9 protein-coding genes are annotated in these 7,810 nt (G+C 44.4%); 1 reads left to right on the top strand and 8 read right to left on the bottom strand.

Annotation, left to right across the window (positions count from 1 at the left end):
* Positions 1-273: 273 nt before the first annotated feature.
* From PN499_RS10740 to nfi, 4 genes are all read right to left on the bottom strand, one after another.
* Complete coding sequence (locus PN499_RS10740) at positions 274-2,331, bottom strand: FHA domain-containing protein (RefSeq protein ID WP_272031850.1); 2,058 nt, start codon at positions 2,329-2,331, stop codon at positions 274-276.
* A 229-nt stretch (positions 2,332-2,560) separates the two neighbouring features.
* Positions 2,561-3,103: an FHA domain-containing protein gene (locus PN499_RS10745; protein WP_272031851.1), complete on the bottom strand. Its 543-nt coding sequence runs from the start codon at positions 3,101-3,103 to the stop codon at positions 2,561-2,563.
* Between the two features lie 293 nt (positions 3,104-3,396).
* A complete protein-coding gene (locus tag PN499_RS10750) occupies positions 3,397-3,630 on the bottom strand; it encodes a KGG domain-containing protein (RefSeq protein ID WP_007358087.1) in 234 nt (77 codons plus the stop codon).
* Between the two features lie 263 nt (positions 3,631-3,893).
* Positions 3,894-4,553 (bottom strand): deoxyribonuclease V, encoded by a 660-nt coding sequence (gene nfi / locus PN499_RS10755; protein WP_272031852.1) that lies wholly within the window; start codon positions 4,551-4,553, stop codon positions 3,894-3,896.
* Between the two features lie 247 nt (positions 4,554-4,800).
* On the opposite strand from nfi, the gene PN499_RS10760 reads away from it, so the two are divergent.
* Positions 4,801-5,631, top strand: a complete 831-nt coding sequence (locus tag PN499_RS10760; protein WP_272031853.1) for a prohibitin family protein — start codon at positions 4,801-4,803, stop codon at positions 5,629-5,631.
* Between the two features lie 72 nt (positions 5,632-5,703).
* On the opposite strand, the gene PN499_RS10765 is transcribed toward PN499_RS10760, so the two are convergent.
* The 4 genes from PN499_RS10765 to PN499_RS10780 all read right to left on the bottom strand — a co-directional run bounded on the left by PN499_RS10765 (position 5,704) and on the right by PN499_RS10780 (position 7,700).
* The gene (locus PN499_RS10765) at positions 5,704-6,105 is read right to left on the bottom strand and encodes a TIGR02588 family protein (protein WP_272031854.1); all 402 of its coding nucleotides are present in this window, start codon (positions 6,103-6,105) and stop codon (positions 5,704-5,706) included.
* Positions 6,102-6,974: a TIGR02587 family membrane protein gene (locus tag PN499_RS10770; protein ID WP_272031856.1), complete on the bottom strand. Its 873-nt coding sequence runs from the start codon at positions 6,972-6,974 to the stop codon at positions 6,102-6,104. Before PN499_RS10770 ends, PN499_RS10765 begins: the two co-directional genes overlap by 4 nt.
* A gap of 112 nt (positions 6,975-7,086) precedes the next feature.
* On the bottom strand, positions 7,087-7,473 hold the full coding sequence (locus PN499_RS10775) for a type II toxin-antitoxin system VapC family toxin (RefSeq protein ID WP_272031857.1): 387 nt from the start codon (positions 7,471-7,473) through the stop codon (positions 7,087-7,089).
* Positions 7,470-7,700, bottom strand: coding sequence for a type II toxin-antitoxin system Phd/YefM family antitoxin (locus tag PN499_RS10780; RefSeq protein WP_272031858.1), 231 nt, complete (start codon positions 7,698-7,700; stop codon positions 7,470-7,472). Before PN499_RS10780 ends, PN499_RS10775 begins: the two co-directional genes overlap by 4 nt.
* Positions 7,701-7,810 lie beyond the last annotated feature (110 nt).

Consider the following 7,810-nt stretch of genomic DNA (forward strand, 5'->3'; position numbering starts at 1 on the left):
GGAGGATGGGGAGGATGGGGAGGATGGGGAGGATGGGGGAGATGGGGGAGATGGGGAGGATGGGGAGATGAGGGAGATGAGCGAGATGAGGGAAATAGGTAATTAGCCATTACCCATTACCAATTACCAATTACCCATTACCCATTAACACAATTGAGCGCAAATTATAACTTTTTATTAATTAATTGAGGGGTATTACCCCTTAAGGGTGTATGCTAGTAAGCATAGTAGATGCACCCTGACGAGCGCCCGCAATTTGGGCGTTTTTTATTTTCAACCTGGAGATTGGTTGAGGGCCCACTTCCACCACTGAGTTAGGGATCTCACAGCGCCCAAACTCTGCATCCCTGGAGCTCGCGCCGCCGCTAAACTCTCAATAGAGCGCAGGGCAGCATATTGCAAACCCAGGAAACTATCTACAGGTGCGTAGGGGCCACCTAGAGTAATTGCCCCTGCGGCATACATTCGGCCCCCTCGATCGCCCCAGCTTCCCTTAGAAGGAGGGGCATTTGATGTTTTCCCCTGATTAACGGGAGTCAGAGGCGATCGCATTTCCCGTAATTCAAAATCATTACTAATACTCAAACGTCCCAAATGATTGAGAGGGAGGTTATATTGATTGACTAAATCTTCCAGCAGCGGGCTCGTCTTGACTTTAGCATCCAAACCAGTCGCATCAATAATAAAATCCGCCGCTAACTGTAGTTGCCCCTTTAACCCCTTCTCCTGAATATAAGTCACCGTTCGGTTTTGAGCATCCCGTTCGACTCGTTCCACTTCCCCAAAAGTAATTTGATACCATCCTTGACTGAGGCCTTCTCGGACTATACGCCGCCAATCGCTGCGATTAGCAGTAGTAGTACCACCCCAATCCGTCAGAAGTTCTGGGCGATTCTCAATAGCAGCATTCTCCAGAATTACCCGCAAGTCCCCGCCCCAGCAAGCTTTTGGCCAGTTAAAAGGCTGAAATTCACAGTGATTTTCTACTTTACGCCTGGCGCGACCGAATTTATTACCTTGCGGTCTAGGCGATCGCATCAAATGCAATACTTGAATATTCTGATTTCTCGCCCTAGCTTCATAAAGCCGCTGTACCACCCGCGAAGCCACAATTCCCCGACCTCTAATCAATACTGTGCCACCATTACGTTCTAAATATTCATAGACAAAATCGTGACTTTCATAGGCATTAACAACTGACTTGAAATCGCGGGTTTGTTCGCGATAAGCTTGCAAATCTGGGAGGAACTGAATCGCTGGATAGCCCGTAGCTAAATGAACATATTTAGCTATAACAAAAGCGTGAGAGCGTTGGCTAGCACTAGAACAAGAATAAGCGATCGCATATCTACCATCATCGGTTTTACGAATGCTCAGCACTCGTCCATAGCGATAGATTTCTTTCCAGCCAATTCTATCAATTTCCCGGTCAATGGAATCAAAAACATTGCCCGATTTAGGCGTGTAAGTTTCAGCAAAAGCTGGTTCTGCAAACACTTGCCACATTAACTTCAACGACTTGCCCAAATGTCCATCTAGCATTTCCCGCCAAGCTTCTCGCACTGCGTAGGGAGGCCAACCCCAAATATTATCGGGACAGGAATCAGAATTGGAACGTAATCTTTCGTGGGGTGGAATTTGAGAATTGAGACAGAGGCGTTGATAGCGAGCGTAGGGTTTATCTTCCATCCCTAAAGCCAAAATTTGAGAAGTTTTTACTCCACAAATTCTTAGTAAATTTACCCAAAAGAAGCTACCCAATCCTCCCCCAATTGCAGCATAATCAATTTCACTAACTGGTAAGCCAGTAGCATAGATTGATTGTGCTGTCAAAACAGCAGATTGCAAAAATATAGGCGGCGGAAAGCCACTTCCTCTAGATCCGCTGGGTGAAGGTGGAGACAGAGGTAGTTGGGGAAACCAATTGGGGTCGGGTAAATTTGTAGTGGGGTTGAAAAAAATCTGGGAATTTCTAGTAGGTAAACTATGACTAGGGGCGAAGTAAATAACAATTGAATAGGGGCCAATTTGGAGAGTATCGCCATTAGCTAAAACGCTGCGATGTTGGCGGATACCATTGACCAAAGTACCGTTGCGGCTGCCTGTATCCGTTATAACAATACTGCCGTTTTCTAAAGCGATCACGGCGTGGAAGCGAGAGACTTGACTGCTGTTGAGGGCAATTCTAGAAACGCGATCGCCATTAATTGTCGCCGGCATACTCTCAAAGATTCGCCCTATAGCAATTGGTAGTTCCAGCAAGGGCTCGCGGCGATCGCCTAAGCTTGTGTCTTCCCAACTGAGTTGAAGGCGCAAGGGTTGAGGATTCATAATTTAGAAGGCAGGAGGCAGAAGAAGGAAGAAGGAAGAAGGAAGAAGGAAGAAGGAAGAAAAATTTAGTTATCTAGGAGAGAAGGAAGAACGCTTATACAGCAAACTTTTTAGCCATCGTTATCTTATGTTTAATTACATGGATTTACTTATTTTCGTCAAAAAACCCGGTTTCTTTGGTTGGGTGCGTAAGTCCTATTCCTCTCTTCCCCTTCTTCCTTCGGCTATATTACTGCGAACCGGAGGGCGGTAACACTACACTTACCGCTGCTGCTAAAGAAGTACCACACCAAGGACAACCAATATCTAACTGGGAGTAGGGAGAAATGTGCAGACACTTGGGACACTTCAAACCGTATTCTGTGGGCCCCGTTGCCGACGGGTACTGGGCTAAATTTGTTGGTGGAGGTAGTAAAACCGTCGGGGGAACCCCACTCGTACCAAGAAAAATCGAAACCACCTTTACTTCCACTTGTCCCAAATAGATGTAAGTGCCAGAATTTAAAACTGCCTCTCCCTGATTTAATATTTTTCCATCAACTAGCGGTGGGTTACTATCCCGCAAATTCCGCAGATAGAACATATTTGTCTGGTCATTAAAAAATAGTTCAACGTGGAGCCCAGATACAGTCGGGTGAGATACAACTAAATCACACCGCGTGCGATCGCGCCCTATCCGCACAGTACCCGGATTTTTGCTCGCCTGTTTCCCTTGAATTGTGTGGGTTACGAGTTGACCTGCTTCTGTCCACTCTAAAGTTATCGAACACATAATAGCTAACCCTTACATTATTCGCTGTCCAAGTCTAATATTTTGTACCGGAACCGCCAAGGTCACGCTTGACGTTCTTAATTGCTGAAACCATTGCTGGGAATTGTATTTCCCTTCTACCCTTATTGATAACTAAATCTCTTCTAAACAATGAATTTTTCCGACTCTTGTTGATAACTAAATTCTGCCTTCTAGGATGAAGCCAAACAAAAAGCCCCACCTTGGGGGCTTTTGTTGTCCTATCCACTTAAATCGATTGGACGGGGGCGATATGCAAGTTTACTGCTTTTAGTTTACACACTTTCGCTCTTACGGCTTTTGCGACCGCCTTCGCGGCCAATTTCTGCCATGTGTTCACGATTTCGGCTAACTGCTTCCCCACCTTTTTGGCCAGCTTGTCTAGCTTCTTCAGGGGTGAATTCGTGGGCAGTTCCTTTTGCGTGGGCTGCTTTTCCGCCTTTACTAGCAATTTCGCGCTGTTTTTCTGCATCCATAGAGGCGAATCCGCGCTTGCTTTTCTCTGCCATGCCAATGCTCCTTGTTTTTGCAAATGTTTTTAGCATCTGAGGGTTATTCTAGAAATTTGGGAACCCTCGTACATCTTTCTAAGGGATAATCTTTTTTTACATCGGGGGAAGCATACAACTTTCAACCCCACAGAAAAGACTTCCTTAATTCGTAGGTACCCACTATAGTGCACCCACAGTTGATTTTTGATTTAAGTTGTGAGGGAATATTAGATCCTCGCCTCTTTGTTGCTTTTCTAGTCTTGTCTTTGGGCATTCCTCTGTTAACCTGATGACAGCCGATCGGCATACCGTGTTGTCTCAGGGAGACGATACTTGAGAGTACAACGCATTACGCAGTCAATAGCTTTATTTAAGCTTACCTTGTGGCCGATGGAAATATAAATTGGTTTTATTCCGTTTTGGGTTCTGAGTACAGCACCAATAATTTCCTGGCGATCGCACAAGGGCCGCCAACTACCACGTTCGGAGGGTACTGGTTCATGCTCTCCGATAAAACGAGTTTTAGCAACACCGATAGTAGGAACTTGTGTCAGTACTCCCAAATGACAGGCGAGACCAAACCTCCGGGGATGAGCTAAACCTTGACCATCACAAAGAATTAAGTCCGGGGTAGTGGTGAGATTTTCTAAGGCTGCCAGCACTGCGGGCACTTCCCGGAACGACAGGAAACCCGGAATATAGGGAAAACTCACAGGGACTTGGACAACGACCTGTTCCTTTAATTGTAAGTCAGGAAATGTCAAAACTGCTACAGCCGCCTGTGCGATCGCCGTTTTTTCTTCATAAGCCACATCCACCCCGGCGACATAGCGGATGGTTCCGAGTTGGTCTTCGGCGATTACCTCCGACTGGAGTTGCTGCTGAATCGCGATCGCCTCCTCAACAGTCTCAGGCCATTCATGCCGTTGCGAAATCTTCATTGGAAGTAAAGTTATCAAAAATAATTTTAGATAAGACTTACGTACTCACTACGATTTTCTGTCATTGCGAGAGCTAAACGTACCACAGTTGCCAGGAACTAAGCAATCTGAGGACACGAAGCAACCCCAAAGCAATCTCACACCTTGATTTCTCTCGATCGGTGGAAAAGTTTATGAGAGTTGAATTCTCGCTCAGAGGCTAACATAGAGAAATACTAGATAAGACTAATATAAGGTACTAAGATTTATGAAAACCACCCAGACAGCTTTTCCTTACAACCTTGCCCTATACATCATCGGCGGCGTTGTCATCGCGATCGGAGCCCTGCTTTTTAAACCCTTTACCATTGTTAATGCCGGCGAACGAGGTGTAGTCATGCGCTTCGGCAAAGTTCAGGAGCAAATATTAGATGAAGGCATTCACCCAATTATGCCAATAGTCACATCTGTTAAAACTCTCAGCGTTCGCGTACAAAAGACTGATTTGAAGGCAGAAGCAGCATCTAAAGATTTACAAAGAATTACTGCCGATCTAGCAATAAACTGGAATATAGACCCCACAAAGGCGAATCAAGTTTACCAGCAGGTAGGAAGCGAAGAACAAATTGTGGATGGAATTTTGAATCCGGCAGTTTCCGAAGTCCTAAAAGCTGCCACTGCCAAAAAAACAGCGTTGGAAATTATTACTAAACGCACAGAATTAAAAGCCGAAATTGACAATAGTCTCAGGAACCGTTTAGCACCTTATGGAGTGCTAGTCAAAGATGTTTCCCTAGTAAATTTCGGCTTTTCACCGGAGTTTAGCAAAGCGATAGAATCTAAGCAAATAGCTGAACAGGAAGCTAAACAGGCTGAATTTTTGGCATTGAAAGCAACGCAAGAAGCTCAAGCTCAAATTAACCGCGCTAAGGGTCAAGCAGAGGCCCAGCGTTTGCAGCGCATGACTTTAACTTCAGAACTTCTTCAACAGCAAGCAATTGAAAAATGGAATGGTCAGTTTCCAACCGTAATGGGAGGTAATGGTGCATTACCGTTTGTCAATATTACTGTACCTGATAGCCAAACTGCGAAAAAGTAATTGTTAACAGTTAACAGTTAACGGTTAACGGTTAACTGTTAACGCTCGATTTTTCATCATTGGTATGTTACGTTATGGCAACTTGTAACTTGCTACTCGCAAAATTAACTGACCTTTGCGCGGATCGCGGCTGAAAATAAAAGCACCTTCTTGAGATTCACCGCTTGACAAAAAATCTATTTGCTGTTCTCCACTTTCCACAACTTCACCATTAACTCGCAGTTCCGCTATAACTTGGACTGACTCAGCGGTTTCGCCACCCGTATTAGTAAGTATAAATGGTATGTAAAATTGCCCTCCTGTTTCACGCATAGCTGTATTTTGCGTGACAGAGAGGATGGGAGGTTCGTGTTTGTTAGTCAGCAAGTTGTAGACTACTAATCCGATCAAGGTAGTGAGGATAAAACTCGCGATCGCAAATGTCACCCATTCCGCCAGCGATTGTTTAAATTCCTTTTGATTATCCTCTGTCATACTGTTAACCTTCCCGCCGCGCCGCCAATTGTTGCAGGCAATCCTAATACTAACGTATAGCTCAACCACACTGACCAAGGATCGCTAAAGTTGAGCTTGTCGAAGAAGTACAGCATGAATGTAGATGCCGCGAGTGACACTAAATAAGCCATTATAGTTTCGCTAAGTGGTCGTTGAAAGATACCTTGCTGCTGGTAGCGTTTTACTTGGTGGGTAAAGCCGGCCGCAAACACAATACCATAGGAAATTAGCAGAGAAGCGGCGATAATGGCTAATTGCCAAGGAGGAGATATAGCTGCGGCTAACATGGGAACTTCATCAGTGGGTGCAATGTTGAAAGCAATGATGGTAGCGCCGATTAAAGTAGCGCCGATATCTGCTAAAGTTGCATTAATAGTGGTTTCCTTTTTTTGATCTTGTTTGTCGTCATCCGAACCCTGATTGCGATCGCCACTCAAAACTGCTCGCGCGATCGCTACACCCAGAGAAAATGAAAGGCCTTCAAATATCACTTTTCCTAAAATTTCTTGCAGAGGTGTCTCTGGGGTAATTTCCCGGAGTAAAAATAGGATCAGTGCGGCGCAGACAGTCCCGATCGCAATGGCTTCTACGGTGTCTATTAGAGCTTCTTGGAAGCGAATATTCTTTGTTCTGCGAAATCCTTCAGTTCGGTTGAGGAGGAAGACGGCGACAATAGTAGATGCGATCGCGCCTAGCATTTGTGGCGGTTTAGTAGATGAACCGATCCACCAAACCTCCATTGTATAAAGTAAGGGAATACCAAATAAAAATCCGCCCGATGCACCGCGAATTATGGCATCTAATTCATTTAACCATGAATTTTTATGGTGTTTTTTTATCTTGCTCATTCTTTCGGAAAAATCTGCTCATATAATTTATTTTTAATCAAAGCTAAGCCCAGATTTGCTGAATTATATCTCGCACTTGCGCCTAATAGTTATTAAATATTATTAACATGATTTACCATAACCTCGCGATCGCATAGTTATCAAAAACAGAATCTACACTCAAAATAGGTATCTGTTCCGCTATTGCCTGTGCAATTATCAGCCGATCGAATGGATCGCGATGATGCAAAGGTAGCGAAGCAACAACCTCAATTTGGTATAGATTAATCTCCAGTATCCCCATGTTACTAACACTGAGTTGTTGCCTGATAAACTCCATAAAAGGCAGACTGAAACTCAATCTGCCTATACTGTGCTTAATCGCCATTTCCCAAATACTAGCTGTACTGAGGAAAACATCGTTTTCTCCGTTGTTGATGAGAGATCGCGCTATCGTGCTGAGTCTAGAGTTATCGGTCGCGTACCAAATAAAGGTATGAGTGTCCAACAATAACCTCATTCCATATACTCCTTAAATTCTTCTAACGGTTCGTCAAAGTCATCGGACATCCAAACCATTCCTTTCGCACTTCCTGCTTGACGGTCTCTTTTTACTTTTTTAGGTATTACCACCAATTTTACAACAGGTTGGTTATCCTTACTAATCACAACTTCTTCACCTTTAATCGCCGCTTCGATTAATTCGCCCAGATTCTTTTTAGCCTCAGCAACATCTATTTCGTGCATAACTATTACCTCGCGATTATCCATTTACAGGACTTACGTATTATATAACAGTCTAGCACTGGTAAGAAGCAAAAAGAGGAGTAGTTACGCACGCTTTAAGTAACGCCGCC

This window comes from Kamptonema animale CS-326, from assembly GCF_028330895.1.
Lineage (GTDB): Bacteria > Cyanobacteriota > Cyanobacteriia > Cyanobacteriales > Microcoleaceae > Kamptonema > Kamptonema formosum.